Genomic DNA, 13,365 nt, shown 5'->3' with positions numbered 1-13,365 from the left:
TGTATTTTCTCAGTTGAAGATACAGCCCGGCCAGATTATTTAATGATTGGGCCAGTTGCAGGCTGTCGGTTATTGGCGGCCTTTGGCTCAAGGCCAAAGCCCGGGTGTATAGGGTTTCCGCGCGCGCGGGCTGGTGCACGGCCAGGCTTATGTGGGCCAGACTGTTCAAAGCCTGCACGTATTCGGCCCGGTCGGCGCTGGGATTGTTGGAAAAAATTTTAACGGCCCGGGTTAAAAGAGATTCCGCTTGAGAAAGCTGGTTTAAGTTCAGATGGATAAAGCCGAGATGGTTTTGGGATACTGCCGCCCGCAGATGGTTCTTCCCGTGAGCTTTTTCGGCCAGTTGCAGGGCCTGCCTGGCTTTTGGAAGAGCGGTGGAAAAATCTCTTTTGAGCGTCAACGATAGAACCTCCCGGTTCAGGCTGTCCCAATCCACCTTTTGAGCTGGAACGGCCGTCGAAAATGCCCAAATAACACTCCCCATTGAAATAATTTTTAAAACCCTCATTTTATTTTTTTTTACCCCGATTGGCCTGAAAAGATTATTTGGAAGCCACCGTTGCCCTGCCCAAAACCGAATGAGCAGCAGCCAATCTTGCTATGGGCACCCGGTAAGGGGAGCAGGAAACGTAATCCAGTCCGATCTCGTGGCAGAAAGTAATTGATTCCGGGTCCCCGCCATGCTCCCCGCAAATCCCGACCTTCAAATCCTTTCGGCCTTTCTTCCCTTTCTCAATGGCCATTTTGATGGCCGCGCCCACCCCTTCGGTTTCCAAATGCACAAAGGGATCGGACTTCAGAATCCCTTTCTCCTGGTACTCCTTCAAAAATTTCCCCGCGTCGTCGCGCGAAAAGCCGAGGGTCAGCTGGGTCAAATCGTTCGTGCCGAAGGAAAAGAACTCGGCCTCTTCGGCTATCCGGTCGGCCACCAGCGCCGCGCGGGGAACTTCAATCATTGTTCCAATCAAATACTTGAGTTTGTACTTCGATTTTGACTTGGAAAACACCTCGTTAGCCACGTTGATGACGATTTCTTTTTGATGTTTGAACTCGGAGGGAAACCCGACCAGGGGAATCATAATTTCCGGATGGACCTCCACCCCTTCCTTGGCCGCTTCCAAGGCCGCCTCGAAGATGGCCCGGGCCTGCATTTCGGTAATCTCCGGGAACGTGATGCCGAGCCGGCAGCCGCGGTGCCCCAGCATCGGGTTGAACTCCGAGAGCTCCTCCACCCGCTTCAACAGCCGTTCTTTCTCGGCGATTTTGAGGGGGTCGCCATTTTTGGCCTTCAACTCGGCCAGCTCCACCATCAACAGTTCCCGCTTGGGCAAAAATTCGTGCAGGGGAGGGTCGAGCGTCCGAATCGTTACCGGGTTCCCTTTCATCGCCAGAAAAATTCCCTTGAAGTCCGCTTTCTGAAAGGGGAGAAGCTTATCCAAAGCCCGCTTCCGCTCCTCCCGGTTTTCGGCCATAATCATTTCCTGCACGATGGGGACCCGCTCCGGGGCAAAAAACATATGCTCCGTGCGGCAAAGGCCGATCCCTTCCGCGCCAAATTTATAGGCCACTTCGGCATCCTGCGGGGTATCGGCGTTGGCTCTGACTTTTAAACTCCGGATTTTGTCTGCCCAACCCATAAACTCGGCGAACTCGCCGGAAAGCTCGGCGGTGACCGTCGGCACTTCCCCCAAAATCACGTCGCCGGTGGAACCGTTGATGGTGATGATTTCCAGCCCGCGAACGACCAGGCTGCCGACGGAAAAGAAGCGTTTCTCCTCGTTCACCTTTATCTGCTCCGCACCCGCCACGCAGGGTTTCCCCATTCCGCGGGCCACCACGGCGGCGTGCGAAGTCATCCCTCCTCGGGAAGTCAAAACCCCCTGCGCCACCACCATTCCGTGAATGTCGTCCGGGTTGGTTTCCTGCCGGACCAAAATCACCTTCTCCTTTTTCTGGGCCATGCGCACCGCCTCCTCGGCGGAAAAAACCACCCGCCCGGAGGCCGCCCCCGGCGAGGCCGCCAGCCCCCGGGCTATTACCCGGATTTCCGCCTTGGGGTCGAGCCGCGGATGCAGAAGCTGGTTTAAATCCTCTGGGTCGATGCGCAAAAGCGCCTCCTCCTTGGTCAACAGCTTTTCCTTGACGAAATCGACGGCGATTTTGACGGCCGCCTGTGTGGTGCGCTTTCCCACCCGGGTCTGGAGCATAAAAAGCTTTCCTTCCTGCACGGTGAATTCAAAGTCCTGCAGGTCCTTGTAGTGGTGTTCCAGTTTGGCAGTGATTGTTTTCAATTGCTTGTAAACCGCCGGCAGTTTTTTCTCCATCTCCTTGATGGGTTGGGGGGTGCGGATGCCCGCCACCACATCCTCCCCCTGGGCGTTGACCAAAAACTCACCGTAGAAGACATTCTCTCCGGTGGAAGGGTTGCGGGTGAAACCGACACCGGTGGCGGAAGTTTCCCCCAGATTCCCAAAAACCATCGTCTGCACGGTCACCGCCGTCCCCAAGTGGGAAGGGATGCCGTAAAGCCGTCGGTATTCGATGGCGCGGGGGTTGTTCCAGGACTTGAATACGGCATCCCGGGCCCAAAAAAGCTGCCGGTAGGGGTCGGCGGGGAAATCCTCGGCCGATTTTTTCTTGACCAAGGTCTTGAATTTCTGGACGATATCCTTCAAATCGTCTGTGGTGAGGGAGGAGTCCTGCTTGATTTGGCGCTGTTCTTTCTTTTTGGTGACGATCTCCTCGAACTCCGATTTTTCAATCCCCAAAACGACCGCCCCGAACATCGAAATGAAGCGTCGGTAGCAGTCATAGGCAAAGCGTTCGTTTTTTGTTTTTTTGGCCAATCCCTTGACGGTCTGGTCGTTTAAACCAAGGTTTAAAATGGTGTCCATCATTCCGGGCATCGAGAATTTGGCGCCGGAACGGACCGAGACCAAAAGGGGGTCTTCGGCATGGCCGAATTTTTTTCCCATTTCCCGCTCCAGCCGGGCCATATACTTGTGCATCTCATCATCCAGCCATTTCGGTGTTCGTAAGTCGTTTTCGTAAAACAGGTTGCACGCCTCGGTGGTGATGGTAAACCCGGGTGGAACGGGAACCCCCAAGTTGGTCATTTCCGCCAGATTGGCCCCTTTGCCCCCCAGCAAATCTTTCATTACCCCAGAGCCTTCCGCTTTCCCCCCACCAAAGTAGTAAATAAACTTCTTATCTTTCGGGGCGGCTTTATCAGAATGGGACTTTTTAGATAAGCCCTTGCCGGCTTGCGACTTATGCTGTTTTGAGGTTTTGGTTTTCTTGGCCACTTACCCTCCTTGGGTTCAACAAATAAACAAACTCTTATGTACCTTCCCTCAACAATGCACGGGAAAAAATTCGGCGGTAGTATAGGGGAAAAAAGAATTTCGGCAAGCAAAATGTTTTTAGGTTTTCCGCAACAAAAAAGGCGGGTTTTTAACCCGCCTTTCGGGAAAAACGGGAAAATGCTACTGCCATCCCTCCCCGGATGGAGTCGGGATGGGGAAATTCATCTCGAGTTCTTGTTCCACCTCAAGCGGGGGAAATTCCATCTCAAAACCCGGCTCGTCAAGGAAGCTGAACTGGTCGAACTCGTCAAACTCGGCCGCTTCCTCCGGCGCCGCCTCTTCCCATTCAAACGATTCATCCCCCATCCGGCGGCCGGGAACGCCGGGGCCCATCCCAAGGCCAAAGCCGCGGCGCGGACCGTGGAAGCGAAACATCTTGATCCGCTGCTGGCGGTGTTTCATCATTCCCTTTCCGATTTTCCCTTTCAACACGGCCCACTGCTCCTTGGTCAAAACCGAACGGGAAGCCACCCGGCTCTGCAACCGGTTCTGGGTCAACCGCCGATCCAGTTCAGCCAGTTGATCGATTTTCCGGTCGATTGTCCCTTGGTCAGGCCGGTCAGCTTGCAGGATCTCCGAGAGTTCGATATGGGCGATTTGTCTCTCCGCGTTCAGCCGAATCCGCTCCTTGGCCGACTGGCGGTGAATGCTCTGCAATTTCTGTTTCTGCTCATCCGAAAGCTTGAGCTCGGCCTTCATTTTCGATTCCTCGGTCTTGACTTTCTTGCGTTGAGCCAAGGCGGTCAAAGTGAGGCCTAACACCAAGGCCGTGACGGTTGTTGCTACGAGTAGTCGTCTCATTTCTCTTCCTCCTGTTCGTTATGGGTTGGGCAGATTTCGCACGATTTCGCGCGCAAACCGTTCTTCAAATACAATTAGCCGGGCCAATTGCTCGGTGGAAAGGGTCCGGCCGGCACTCTGGTAAAACTCCTCCCGGTTGACCTCCTGCTGGCGGCGGAGTTCACCGAGCCGGGCCAGCCGTTCCTTCAATTCCCGCTCGGAAAGTTCCCCGTTCTCTTCCCCCTCCTCCAAAGCCCCCATTTTGAGGCGAACATGGCGGGACAAATCTCGCATCAGCTCGCCGCGAGCGCGCAAAAGCCGCTGGGTTTTCTGGCGGTATTGGTTGAAAACCGGCAGGAATTTATCCCCCTGTTCCGAAGACAAATCGAGCGCCTCCACCAGCTTCAGCTTCATCAGCATATCGAACCGCTCGGCCCGGCGGGAGGGGTCGGCAAAAGGCCGATCCCGCATCCGTCTTTGGGCGGAGAGGTCTTGGGTCCCGACCCATGCAAAGAGAATTGCCAAGCCGAGAAAGGCCATCCACTTTCGGGGTTTAAGTTTTTTCATAAATATCTTTTCGCCTCGCTTTCGATTTATAGCTTGAAATTTTCCAGTTTTTCTTCGAGCACGCTCAACTGTTCATCGGACAGGGTGTAAACCAGTTCCTCCACTTTCAAGGTGCCGATCAGTTCATCCTCCGCCTGCGCAGCCACCGTGCTCGCCGTGTTTTCAGGAAAGGGGATTTCGATGGCCGTATCCGAAGTGGCCTCGGCATAGTCAAAGGCCTCCTCGGTAGTAAGGTTGGCCAAATTGGGCTCGTCTTTCGAGGAGAAAAGCGCAATGCCCGCAATCAAGACCAAGGCCGCCACCGGCAAACTCCAACCCAGAACCGGCTTCCAACGGGGTCGGGCGTTGGCTTTCTCGATTTTTTCCCGGACCAAAGCGGGGAAGGAAGCCCAATACGCCTCATCCGGCATCGGCGGCCGGTCGGCTTTCAACGTCTCGAAAAGCCAGATGTATTCGGCCTGTTTGGCTTGGCAGACCGGGCAGCCCTTCAAATGCTCGCCGAAAGTGGCATCCGCTTCGAGGGCTTTCAAAGTTCCCTGTTTTTCCAACTCCTCGTCAAATTTTCGGCAGTTCATATTCTTTCACGCCGGTTAATACGTTTTTCCATTCGGCCAAGTACTTCTTCATTTTCTGCAGGGCTTGAAAATAGTTGGCCTTCACCGCGCCGACCGATTTTCCCACAATCTGGGCAATCTCTTCGTTCCCCAGCTCGTCATAATGCCGAAGAATAAATATCGCCCGTTGCTTTGGCGGCAGTTTTTTAACCGCCTCGGCAATTGCCTGTTTCAGCCGGGTTGATTCCAAATCACCCAGCCCCTCTTTCGGCTCTACCGGTTTTTCCTCGGCCTCCAAAAGCGGCACCCAGGAGATGATTTTTTTCCGGCGGAGGTGATTGATGGACAAATTGACCGTGGCCCGGTAGGCCCAAGTGAAAACCGAGGCCTCCCCTCGGTAGTCGTTAAGCGCTTTGTACATCTTTACAAACACCTCCTGGGTCAAATCCTTGGCCTCTTCCTCGTCTCTAACCATCCGAAAGGCAACGGCATACACCCTCTTTTGGTAGAGCCGGACCAGCTGGGCGAAGGCGGCCTGATCGCCGGATTTGAAACGGGCCACCAGTTCCCGGTCTTCCCCAGCGGTCATAGTTCTCTCATCTCGTTGGACAGCTATATGGGGCAGAGGTTTAATGGCATTTTCGACCCGGTTTAAAATACCGGGCTGGGGAGGGGAGGTCAAATTTACATCTTGTTTGGTCACCCTAGGTTGAAGAACCCCGCTACAAACCTGTTGGAATTTTACTTTCCGGCGTTAAATTAAGGACTTATGCGCTGGAGCGAGGCGTTCATACCGACTTTGCGGGAGGTTCCGACCGAGGCGGAGCTGATTTCCCATCAGCTTTTGCTTAGAGCGGGGATGATACGGAAACTGGCCGCCGGGGTGTACATTTACCTGCCCCTTTTTCAACGCACCCTGTTGAAAGTGGCCCAAATCGTCCGGGAGGAGATGAACCGGCAGGGGGCGGTGGAAATCACGATGCCGGTTTTGCATCCCGCAGAAATCTGGCAGGAGACCGGCCGCTGGGACACGGTCGGCAAGGAGCTGATACGCCTGAAAGACCGCCACGGGCGGGATTTGGTCTTGGGCCCGACCCACGAGGAGATCGTCACGTTTTTAGTCCGCGGCGAACTCCGCTCCTACCGCCAACTTCCGATTAATCTCTACCAGATTCAGGTGAAGTTCCGGGATGAAATCCGCCCCCGCTTCGGGCTTATGCGCGGGCGGGAATTTATTATGAAAGACGCCTATACTTTTGACGCCACGGAGGAAAGTTTCAAGAAAAGTTACCAAAAAATGATAGACGCCTACTTCGCCGTCTTTAACCGTTGCGGGCTGGAGACCGTAAAAGTCGAATCGGACACCGGCGCAATGGGGGGGAAGTCGGCCCACGAATTCATCGTTTTGGTGGATACGGAAGGGGGGGAGAGCTTGATTTTCACCTGCTCCAATTGCGATTATGCCGTCCATTCCGACCGGGCTTCCTTCAAAGAACTTCCGGCCGATGCGGAAAAACCGCTCTCCGCCGAAAAAGTTCACACCCCCAATGTCACGTCCGTCGAGGATGTGGCCCGGTTTATGAAGCTGCCGGTTCACAAGTTTGTGAAGACTTTGGTGCTCAAAACGGACAATGGCTTTGTGGCCGCGCTCGTGCGGGGTGACCGGGAGGTAAATTTAGTCAAGTTGAAAAACCTTGTCGGCGCCATCGAAATGGATTTGGCCGGCGCGGAAGACGTCCGCCGCATCACCCAAGCGCCGGTCGGTTTCGCCGGGCCGGTGGGGCTTTCCGGGGTGGAAATCATCGCTGATACCGAAGTCGCCGCACTGCCGAATTTCGTCTCCGGCGCCAACGAGGGAGACCATCATCTGAAAAACATCAACGCCGGCCGGGATTTCAAACCGTCGCGTGTGGCGGACATCAAAATGGCCGTTGCCGGGGAGGTCTGTGTCGCCTGCGGCAAGGGAAAACTTTCCGCCTCGCGCGGCATCGAAGTCGGCAATACCTTTTCCTTGGGAACGAAGTACTCCGCCTCGCTCAAAGCCACTTTTCTGGACGAAAAAGGGGAGGAGAAGCCGTTCATCATGGGGAGCTACGGCATCGGGATCACCCGAACGGCGCAGGCGGCGGCGGAAAAATTCCACGACGCCGACGGCATCATCTGGCCGAAAACGATTGCCCCTCTGGATGTGCATATCATCCCGCTGAAAATGGATGACCCCAAACAGGCCGAAGTGGCCGAAAAACTGTACCGGGCCTTCAACGAGGCCGGCGTCGAGCCGCTTTTGGACGACCGCAACGAGCGGGCCGGGGTGAAGTTCAAGGATGCCGATTTAATCGGCATCCCGGTGCAAATCGTCATCGGCGACCGGGGTTTAAAGGAAGGGAAATTGGAGTTCAAAATCCGGAAAACCAAAGAAAGCAGTACCGCCCCGGTTGACGAAGCCGTCCCATATTTCAAGACATTGTGGGAGAAAATTTAGGGGACAGAATTTTCCTCTCGTCCGCCGCTGTTCCCCGACGTCTCCCTTGAAACCGGATTTTTATGCCGCTTAGAATTTTAGCCATCAACTGGCGGGATTTGAAAAACCCCCTCGCCGGCGGGGCGGAAGTGCACCTCGAAGAAAACCTGCGCCGCTTTGTCAAAATGGAGCATTCCGTCACCCTGCTCGCCTCCAATTTTCCGGGCGGGGCCAAAGAAGAAGTAGTGGAAGGGGTGCGGATGGTGCGCGCCGGGAACGATTACACTTTCAACTGGTGTGTTCCTTTTATGCTTAGGAAAGAACTGAAGAAAAACTCGTACGACGTTGTTCTCGAAGATATCAACAAAGTGCCGTTCTATTCCCCTCTTTTTCAGAAATTGCCGACTTTGGTCATCGTGCCCCATTTGTTTGCCGACGCCGTCTTTCAGGAAATCAACTTCGTTTTAGGGCTTTACATCTATCTGGCGGAAAAGCCGATTCCCCGGGTTTACCGCGGCCGCAAGTTCTGCGTGATTTCCGAAAGCACCCGGCAGGATTTGACCGCCCGCGGCATTCCGGCCGAAGACGTGCGCGTTATCTACTGTGGCACCGATTTTTCGCTTTATTCCAAAGACCCAAAAGTGGCCAAAGAGAAGGAGCCCTTGGTCGTTTATCTGGGACGGCTTAAAAAATATAAAAGCGTGGACCATCTGCTTGCCGCCTTCGCCAAAATTGCAGGGGATTTCCCCAAGGCCCGCTTGATTATAATCGGCGAAGGAGATGATCATTCCCGTTTGGCGGACATCACCCGCAAGTTGGGCATCGAAAGCCGCACGACCTATACCGGTTTTGTCCCGAAAGAGGAAAAAGTGGCTTGGCTGCGGAAGGCCTGGGTGGTGGTCTGCCCCTCGCTCAAAGAGGGCTGGGGGCTGACCAATATCGAAGCGAACGCCTGTGGCACGCCGGTGGTTTGCGCCGACGTCTCCGGCCTGCGGGATTCGGTCTCCCCGGGAAAATCGGGGCTTTTGTACCCGTATGGACAAATTGACGGCTTGGCCGCCCACCTGCGGGAAGTTTTGTCCAATCACGCCTTGCGGCAAAAGCTGGAAATAGGGGCTTTGGAATGGGCGCAACAATTTTCCTGGGATCGGGCTGCCGAGGAGATGATTAAACTGGTCGAGGAAGTGGCGGGGAAAAAGTGAAAGGGAGGCTGAAGAAACGCTACATTCTGGGTTTTCTCATCGGCGCTCTGTTTTTGTGGCTCTCCGTACGAAAAGTCGATTTGTCCCAGGTCTGGATGGCGATGAAGGAGGCCAACTACTGGTATTTGCTCCCCAATTTGTTCTTCACCTTCGTGGGGATGTGGCTGCGGGCCCTTCGCTGGAAGGTGATGCTGGACCCCATCGGCAAAATCCCCCTCTCCAAGGTATACGCCTCCACCATGATCGGTTTTATGGCCAACAACGTGCTCCCCTTCCGGCTGGGAGAGTTCATCCGTCCTTACTCCATCGGCGTAACCGGAAAGATCTCCCGCTCGGCGGCCATGGCCACCATCGCGCTGGAACGGGTTTTTGACATGTTCGCCCTTTTGGTTTTTTTAGTGATGGTTTTGATTCTGCTTCCCACGCTGGCCGAAGTGGACTGGCTGGACAACGTCGGCTACCTCGGGTTGGTGGTGAGTCTGCTGCTTCTTGCCATTCTCGCGGCTTTAAGGCGCTGGCCGGAGCACTCGCGCAAGGTGGTCGAACGGATTTTGACCCTTTTCCCCAAGCAGATTGCCTATCTCGGCGCCGAAATTTTCGGCAAGTTTCTGACCGGGCTTTCGGTGATGGGGAGCGGGGCGGGGGTTTTGTATTTGAGCTTTCTTTCCCTTTTGGTCTGGGCACTTTCGGCCTTCAACAGCTGCTTCATGCTTCTGGCTTTCGATTTACACCTCGGACCCTTGGCGTGGTTTACCTGGCTGGTGGTCGTCTCTTTGGGAATTATGTTACCCGCGGCGCCCGGCTTTATTGGCACCTATCAGGCCTTCACTGTCGTTTCGCTCGCCCTTTTCGGCGTTTCCAAGGAGCTTGCCCTGGCCGTCTCCGTGGTCACCCACGCCATGCAGTTTCTCCCCATCACGCTGGCCGGTTTGTATCATTTGAAAAAGGAGCACCTTTCGCTCAAGTACGAGGCCGCCGAGGAAGTCGGGGGAAAAGCTTGACAGTGCTCCAGGGACGGGTTAGATTTTCGCGCAGATGAATTATGCGGTGGTGATGGCCGGGGGAAAGGGGGAGCGCTTTTGGCCCCTTTCCCGCGCGGGAACCCCCAAGCAGTTTTTAAAAATCCTTTCCGATAAAACTCTTCTGGAAGACACGCTGGAGCGGACGTTGGCGCTGGCCCCCTTGGAACGGACCCGGGTCGTGGCGGGCGAGGTTTTCAAAAAACAGATTCTGGAAAAAGTCCCCGCCCTCACCGAAAGAAATCTTTTGCTGGAGCCGGAGGGGAAAAACACCTGCCCGGCAATTGCGCTGGCGGCCGTGCACTTGGCCAAAGCCGACCCGCAGGCGGTGATGGTGGTGCTTCCCTCCGATCATTTCATCCACCCCAGGGAGCGGCTGGACCGCGTCCTTGCCGCCGCCGCCGAGACGGCCAAATCCGGTGATTTTCTGATCACCATCGGGGTCGTTCCCACCCGGGCGGAGACCGGCTACGGCTACATCGAAGTGGGGGAAAAAGCGAACGAAGTCAAGGGCGTCGCCATTTACAAAGTGGCCCGCTTTAAGGAAAAACCGAACCGCACGGTGGCGCAGGAATATTATCTCGACCGCAAGCATTTCTGGAACTCCGGCATGTTCGTCTGGTCGGCTTCCTCTTTTCTGAAAGCCCTTGAACGTCATCAACCGGAAATGCACAAACATTTGAAAGCGTACGCCGAGACCATCGGCACACCCAAAGAGCTGGAGGCGCGCAAAACGCTTTTTGCCGCCTTGGAGCCGGTCTCCGTGGACGTCGCCGTTCTGGAAAAGGCGGAGAACGTTTTGACCATCCCCTCCGATTTCACCTGGGACGATGTGGGGAGCTTTTTGGCTTTGGAGCGGGTGCGCAAGCTGGACCGGGATAACAACCTGGCGCTCGGTTCCGCTTTGGCCCTTGCCTCCTACGAAACGACCGTAATCAACGACGGAGGGGGCTTGGTGGCGGTTTTCGGCGTATCCGATTTGGTCGTGGTCAAATCGGGCGACTTGGTGTTGGTGGCGCACAAGACCCGCGTGCCGGATTTGAAGGAAATCACCGAAAAATTGTCCGCCGACCCAAATCTGAAACAGTACTTGTAAGTCCTTTGCCCGCTTTAGTTCTAAAGGTCGGCAGAAAAATTTCTCCCCCTCAATTAAAAAAGGCCGCTTTTGTACTCAAAAAAGGGGGCGTCGCCATACTGCCGAGCGACACGGTTTACGGCTTGGCCGCCTCGGTTAAATTTCCCGCCGCTGTCCGACGAATCGCCAAAATTAAAGGCCGAAAGCAAAACCAGCCCTTCTCCATCTTCGTTTCCGGCTGGGGGGAGCTTTTGCGGCGCGCGAAAAACCGGCCCGCCTATTTTTTGAAATTGAAAACCTTATTGCCGGGGCCGTACACCTTCGTTCTGCCGGCCCGCGCCGGATTGCCCAAGCTCTGCGTCTCCAAAGGGAAAGTCGGCCTGCGCTGGCCGGACTTTCCCTTGTTGAGCAAACTCGTCAAAAAAACGGGCGCGCCTTTGGTGGCAACCTCGGCCAACCGCACGGGAAAGCCCCCGCTCTTCTCGGGGCGGGCAGTCATCGCCGAATTCCGGGATGAGGCCGACTTGATTTTGGACTCAGGCAAGCTACCTTTAAGCGCCGTTTCAACGGTCGTGGAGTTTTTGCCAGAGGAGGCGATTGTTTGGCGCAAGGGAGCGGGGTATAAAAAGTTGATGCAGCAGCTTTACCGTCTGGGGGTGCCGGTTCGTGACGGGGGATAATTTTACCATACTTCTGGTCTGCACCGGCAACACCTGCAGAAGCCCGATGGCGGCCGGGATTTTGAAAAAAATGCTGGCGGACGAGGGAATCGAAGGGGTTTCCGTTCTCTCCGCAGGAACGGCGGCTTTGGAGGGGATGCCGGCGACCGATTTGGCCGTCTCCACCTCCGCCGACTGGCAAATCGACATCTCCGCTCACCGTTCCAAACCCGTCACCGACGAGCTCGTGAAGGAGGCCGATTTGATTTTAACGATGACGCCGGAGCACCGGGAGGAGATTTTGTCCCACGACCCGGAGGCGGCTTCCAAGACCTTCCTTCTGAAGGGGTTTCCCGGCTCAGGGAAAAACGACCCGACCCTGTACGTCCGCGATCCCATCGGCGGCGGGCCTTCCGAATACCAGCGCGCCTTTCTGGAAATCGAGGAATCGCTCCGGCGGATTTTCTCCAGTATTTTGCAAAAGGCGGGGAAGCGGTGATGTTTTTCATGATTCTCCTGCTTTCGCTTTTCTCTTCGATTGCGGAAGCAAATAGTCCTTCCCCCGATTCGGCGCAGGCCGCCGCGCCCCAAGACACCGCCGGGGTTTTGGCGGATACGAACTATCTGCCGCCCCTGCGGGTTTTGCCCAACGAGTCGTTCGGGCCGGGGGAGTATCTGGAATACGAGGTGGGGTACGGGTTCATCAAGGCGGGCGTCGCCACGCTCGAAGTGCGGCGGGAGGTGAACTACAAGGGGTTCAAATCGCTGGAGCTGGTTTCCACCGCCAAGTCGTATCCGGCGCTTGCCAAGCTGTATTACGTGGAGGATTACAACTATTCCGTTCTGGATTACCACGGGCTGTTTCCCTGGCGGTATCAAAAGGACGTGCATGAGGGGCGCTACAAGGCGTTCCGCTGGGCGGATTTTGACCAGAAAAACAAAAAAATCTTCACGGCCAAGGACACGATGGAGGCCGAGGATTTTGTGCAGGATGCCTTGACGGCGCTTTATTACACCCGCACGCTTCCGCTAAAAGTCGGGGAGACCGTTTCGATGGAGGTGTTTTCCGACGGGAAAAAATACAACCTCGAAGTGAATGTTATAAAAAAGGAAAAGGTCACGGTCCCCGCCGGGACTTTTCGCACGGTGGTCGTGGAGCCGCTGTTGAAGACGCCGGGGATTTTTCAGCAGACCGGGAAGCTGAAGGTCTGGCTGACGGACGACCGGCTGCGGCTGCCGGTTTTGATGAAAAGCCGCGTTCTCATCGGCTCCATCTCGGCGCAATTGAAGGTTTTTAAATTGGGGGAAAGAAGATAGTTTTCCGCAAAAACGGGGGTGTTTTTGTTGCGATTTTGAATTTTTGGGCGGATTTGTAGCGGGAGGTTTTTGAGGGCTGCAAAATCGGGGGGATTTTGCAGGGGGAAATGCAACCTCCCCTTAATCCCCTCCTTCGTAAGGAGGGGAGAAAAGGCAACCTCTCCCTGACCCTCTCCTACAAGGAGAGGGGACAAGAGGAAGCAGATTCCACTCCAAAAAGGGAGCGAAAAGGCAACCTCTCCCTGACCCTCTCCTAAAAGGAGAGGGGACAAGAAAGACGGAGATTAGAGATCAGAGATTAGTGATTCGTCCGCTCGTCACCTCCATTTTAAAGACGATTATTTAAGGGAAGGGAGGGGCGGAGCG

At 55.3% G+C, this 13,365-nt stretch carries 13 protein-coding genes; 7 read left to right on the top strand and 6 right to left on the bottom strand.

The features are described 5' to 3' along the window. The 6 genes from VNL73_07020 to VNL73_06995 all read right to left on the bottom strand — a co-directional run. Positions 1 to 400 (bottom strand): tetratricopeptide repeat protein (locus tag VNL73_07020; protein ID HXF49159.1); only part of this gene is annotated, 400 nt, incomplete at its 3' end. Between the two features lie 142 nt (positions 401 to 542). Then, positions 543 to 3,200: a pyruvate, phosphate dikinase gene (gene ppdK, locus VNL73_07015; GenBank protein HXF49158.1), complete on the bottom strand. Its 2,658-nt coding sequence runs from the start codon at positions 3,198 to 3,200 to the stop codon at positions 543 to 545. A gap of 285 nt (positions 3,201 to 3,485) precedes the next feature. Beyond that, a complete protein-coding gene (locus VNL73_07010) occupies positions 3,486 to 4,166 on the bottom strand; it encodes a Spy/CpxP family protein refolding chaperone (GenBank protein HXF49157.1) in 681 nt (226 codons plus the stop codon). 18 nt (positions 4,167 to 4,184) lie between these two features. Next, entirely contained in the window at positions 4,185 to 4,712 is a 528-nt protein-coding gene (locus VNL73_07005) for a hypothetical protein (GenBank protein HXF49156.1), read from the bottom strand. A 26-nt stretch (positions 4,713 to 4,738) separates the two neighbouring features. Next, the gene (locus tag VNL73_07000; GenBank protein HXF49155.1) at positions 4,739 to 5,287 is read right to left on the bottom strand and encodes a hypothetical protein; all 549 of its coding nucleotides are present in this window, start codon (positions 5,285 to 5,287) and stop codon (positions 4,739 to 4,741) included. Beyond that, positions 5,268 to 5,855 carry a sigma-70 family RNA polymerase sigma factor gene (locus VNL73_06995; GenBank protein HXF49154.1) on the bottom strand — a complete coding sequence of 196 codons (588 nt, stop codon included), beginning with the start codon at positions 5,853 to 5,855 and terminating at the stop codon, positions 5,268 to 5,270. The genes VNL73_07000 and VNL73_06995 overlap by 20 nt, the downstream gene beginning before the upstream one ends. A gap of 180 nt (positions 5,856 to 6,035) precedes the next feature. Here VNL73_06995 and VNL73_06990 point away from each other — a divergent pair, with 180 nt between their 5' ends. The 7 genes from VNL73_06990 to VNL73_06960 all read left to right on the top strand — a co-directional run bounded on the left by VNL73_06990 (position 6,036) and on the right by VNL73_06960 (position 12,999). Beyond that, complete coding sequence (locus tag VNL73_06990) at positions 6,036 to 7,748, top strand: proline--tRNA ligase (GenBank protein ID HXF49153.1); 1,713 nt, start codon at positions 6,036 to 6,038, stop codon at positions 7,746 to 7,748. A gap of 62 nt (positions 7,749 to 7,810) precedes the next feature. After that, positions 7,811 to 8,929 carry a glycosyltransferase family 4 protein gene (locus VNL73_06985; GenBank protein HXF49152.1) on the top strand — a complete coding sequence of 373 codons (1,119 nt, stop codon included), beginning with the start codon at positions 7,811 to 7,813 and terminating at the stop codon, positions 8,927 to 8,929. Beyond that, positions 8,926 to 9,930, top strand: a complete 1,005-nt coding sequence (locus VNL73_06980; protein ID HXF49151.1) for a lysylphosphatidylglycerol synthase transmembrane domain-containing protein — start codon at positions 8,926 to 8,928, stop codon at positions 9,928 to 9,930. The genes VNL73_06985 and VNL73_06980 overlap by 4 nt, the downstream gene beginning before the upstream one ends. A 34-nt stretch (positions 9,931 to 9,964) precedes the next feature. Beyond that, positions 9,965 to 11,044 (top strand): mannose-1-phosphate guanylyltransferase, encoded by a 1,080-nt coding sequence (locus tag VNL73_06975; GenBank protein HXF49150.1) that lies wholly within the window; start codon positions 9,965 to 9,967, stop codon positions 11,042 to 11,044. Between the two features lie 5 nt (positions 11,045 to 11,049). Beyond that, positions 11,050 to 11,703, top strand: coding sequence for an L-threonylcarbamoyladenylate synthase (locus VNL73_06970; protein ID HXF49149.1), 654 nt, complete (start codon positions 11,050 to 11,052; stop codon positions 11,701 to 11,703). Next, entirely contained in the window at positions 11,690 to 12,181 is a 492-nt protein-coding gene (locus VNL73_06965; GenBank protein ID HXF49148.1) for a low molecular weight protein arginine phosphatase, read from the top strand. Before VNL73_06970 ends, VNL73_06965 begins: the two co-directional genes overlap by 14 nt. Continuing rightward, positions 12,181 to 12,999, top strand: a complete 819-nt coding sequence (locus VNL73_06960) for a DUF3108 domain-containing protein (protein ID HXF49147.1) — start codon at positions 12,181 to 12,183, stop codon at positions 12,997 to 12,999. Before VNL73_06965 ends, VNL73_06960 begins: the two co-directional genes overlap by 1 nt. The last annotated feature ends 366 nt before the right edge of the window (positions 13,000 to 13,365 follow it).

It is taken from the genome of Verrucomicrobiia bacterium, assembly GCA_035574275.1.
Classification (GTDB): domain Bacteria; phylum Zixibacteria; class MSB-5A5; order DSPP01; family DSPP01; genus DSPP01.
This window is presented reverse-complemented; position numbering and strand designations above follow the sequence as displayed.

Bases quoted from the DNA above. Each gene is read 5' to 3' on its own strand.
- VNL73_07010 (HXF49157.1), bottom strand. From the start codon at position 4,166: ATGAGACGACTACTCGTAGCAACAACCGTCACGGCCTTGGTGTTAGGC.
- VNL73_07005 (HXF49156.1), bottom strand. From the start codon at position 4,712: ATGAAAAAACTTAAACCCCGAAAGTGGATGGCCTTTCTCGGCTTGGCA.
- VNL73_07000 (HXF49155.1), bottom strand. From the start codon at position 5,287: ATGAACTGCCGAAAATTTGACGAGGAGTTGGAAAAACAGGGAACTTTG.
- VNL73_06995 (HXF49154.1), bottom strand. From the start codon at position 5,855: ATGACCGCTGGGGAAGACCGGGAACTGGTGGCCCGTTTCAAATCCGGC.
- VNL73_06990 (HXF49153.1), top strand. From the start codon at position 6,036: ATGCGCTGGAGCGAGGCGTTCATACCGACTTTGCGGGAGGTTCCGACC.
- VNL73_06985 (HXF49152.1), top strand. From the start codon at position 7,811: ATGCCGCTTAGAATTTTAGCCATCAACTGGCGGGATTTGAAAAACCCC.
- VNL73_06975 (HXF49150.1), top strand. From the start codon at position 9,965: ATGAATTATGCGGTGGTGATGGCCGGGGGAAAGGGGGAGCGCTTTTGG.
- VNL73_06960 (HXF49147.1), top strand. From the start codon at position 12,181: ATGTTTTTCATGATTCTCCTGCTTTCGCTTTTCTCTTCGATTGCGGAA.